This window comes from Xenorhabdus bovienii (assembly GCF_024721015.1).
Classification (GTDB): Bacteria; Pseudomonadota; Gammaproteobacteria; order Enterobacterales; family Enterobacteriaceae; genus Xenorhabdus; species Xenorhabdus bovienii.
Map to the genome: position 1 here is coordinate 1 of NZ_JANAIF010000189.1, position 1,775 is coordinate 1,775.

General features: G+C 55.2%; 1 protein-coding gene. It reads right to left on the minus strand.

Features of this window, described 5'->3' with window-relative positions; translation table 11 throughout:
* Positions 1-1,775, minus strand: a 1,775-nt coding sequence (locus tag NXS07_RS19805; RefSeq protein ID WP_258087489.1) for a phage tail tape measure protein, incomplete at both ends; no start/stop codon positions are given.

The window sequence follows — 1,775 nt, forward strand, 5'->3', positions numbered from 1 at the left end:
CCGAGGGAAGGCAGCAGCCCCCGTAACCTTGTTGACAATCCCCCCAATGCAGGAAATAAGGCGGTCAGCCCGCCGCCACGGGTCAGCATAAACAGACTGAGCCGAAGTGCCGCAAACGGCACAATGACCGCCGCTGCTGCTAGTGCCAGTGCGCCCAGTGCCGTCACAATCACCCCAATGGCGATCGCTCCCTTGACCAAAGCGGACGTTAGTTGAGGATTGGCCTTCATCCATGCGCCGATTTTACTGATCACTCCCGTCATTTTTTGCATCAAACTACGTAGAGGGGAATCGACACTTTCTTCCATCTGAATGCCCAAATCTTCCCATGCGGATTGAAGTTGTTTGAGATCGCCCCTAAGATTATCGATTTTGACCTTGGCGATTTTGTCGGCCTCGCCTTGTGCGCCATCATTGGCCGTTTTTTTCTCTGCGTATTTGCCGTTGAGCATGCCATCAAGAACACTGCCCATACCGACCATCGCTTCTTCGCCGAAAATGTCTTTTTTTAACCTGATTTGGCTAGTTGGATCATACTTACGCAGGTTGACAGCCATATCTTTAAGGATTTCGTCGGTGTCTCGCAATTCGCCATTGGCTTTTTGGACTTTAACGCCCAGTGCTGTCATGGCATCTGCGGCTGCCCCGGTGGGTGCCATCATTCGGATCAATCCTGACCGCAACGCCGTACCCGCCATACTGCCACGGTAACCATTATCAGCCATGACGCCTGCCATCGCCGCCATACTTTCCAGACTGGCACCGACCTGTGCCGCAATAGGGCCGGCATAAGTCATGGTTTCACCCAGCTGGCGTAGGTCGGTATTACTGCGGGTGAATGTCGCGGTCAGTACGTCAGAAATTCTGTCCATTTGGTCAGCGGTGAGATTGAATTGTGTCAGGACATTCGAGCCAATATCTGCCGCCTCACCAAGATCAACATCACCCGCCAAGCCCATATTGAGTACGCCGGGCAAAGCTGCTTTTACCGATTCTGGGGTAATCCCGGCCATTGCCAGAAATTTCTGACCTGCTGCTACATTGGTGGCCGTATAAGCCGTGCTGGCACCCAATTGTCGCGCCTGTTCGCGCAATATTTTTAATTGAGGGGAATCTTTATCCAGCCGGGTGAGTGCCTGAACGGTTGACATACCTTCGTCAAAATCCAGCCCCGGTGTCATCACGCGTGACAGGCCATATAAAGCCCCCGCACCAGTTGCCATTGCCGCTGCGCCACTGGTTGCCAGCTTGCCGCGCGTCTCTTTGGCAGCAGCATAACGTGACTGGGCGTGAGTGACGGCAGTTAGTCGGCGTTGTTGCTCGGCCAGTTGTCGGTTATAGGCTTCCGTGCGTCGGGTAACTTGGCCGGTAACGTCGCTGCTACTGCGGGCGGAAATGCCGTGCCGGTACAGTTCAGCCGCGACCCCGCGTAATTTCTGTTTCTCCTTGTCCAACGCACGGCCATAGCGATCCCGTTCTTGCCGCGCCGCCTGCAATATCCTGCGCTGCTCTTCCGTTTGCTGGGCGAAAGGCGGCATCTGGTCACGCAGGGCCTTAACCTTGCGTTTGGCTTCGTCATAGGAGTCAGACGTTTTTTTTACGGAGTCCGTGAGCCGCTCAAAAGTGCGTGCCTGACTCTGCAAGCTGCGGACACTGTTGTGGGTATTGCGGATCTGGGAGGATAGCCCCGCCGCCGCGCGGTTGGCGGCGTTAAGGGGGCCTGAAAGTCGGTTTGCCGCGCTCAGTGAAACCCGAATATTCAAGTTACGATCGGT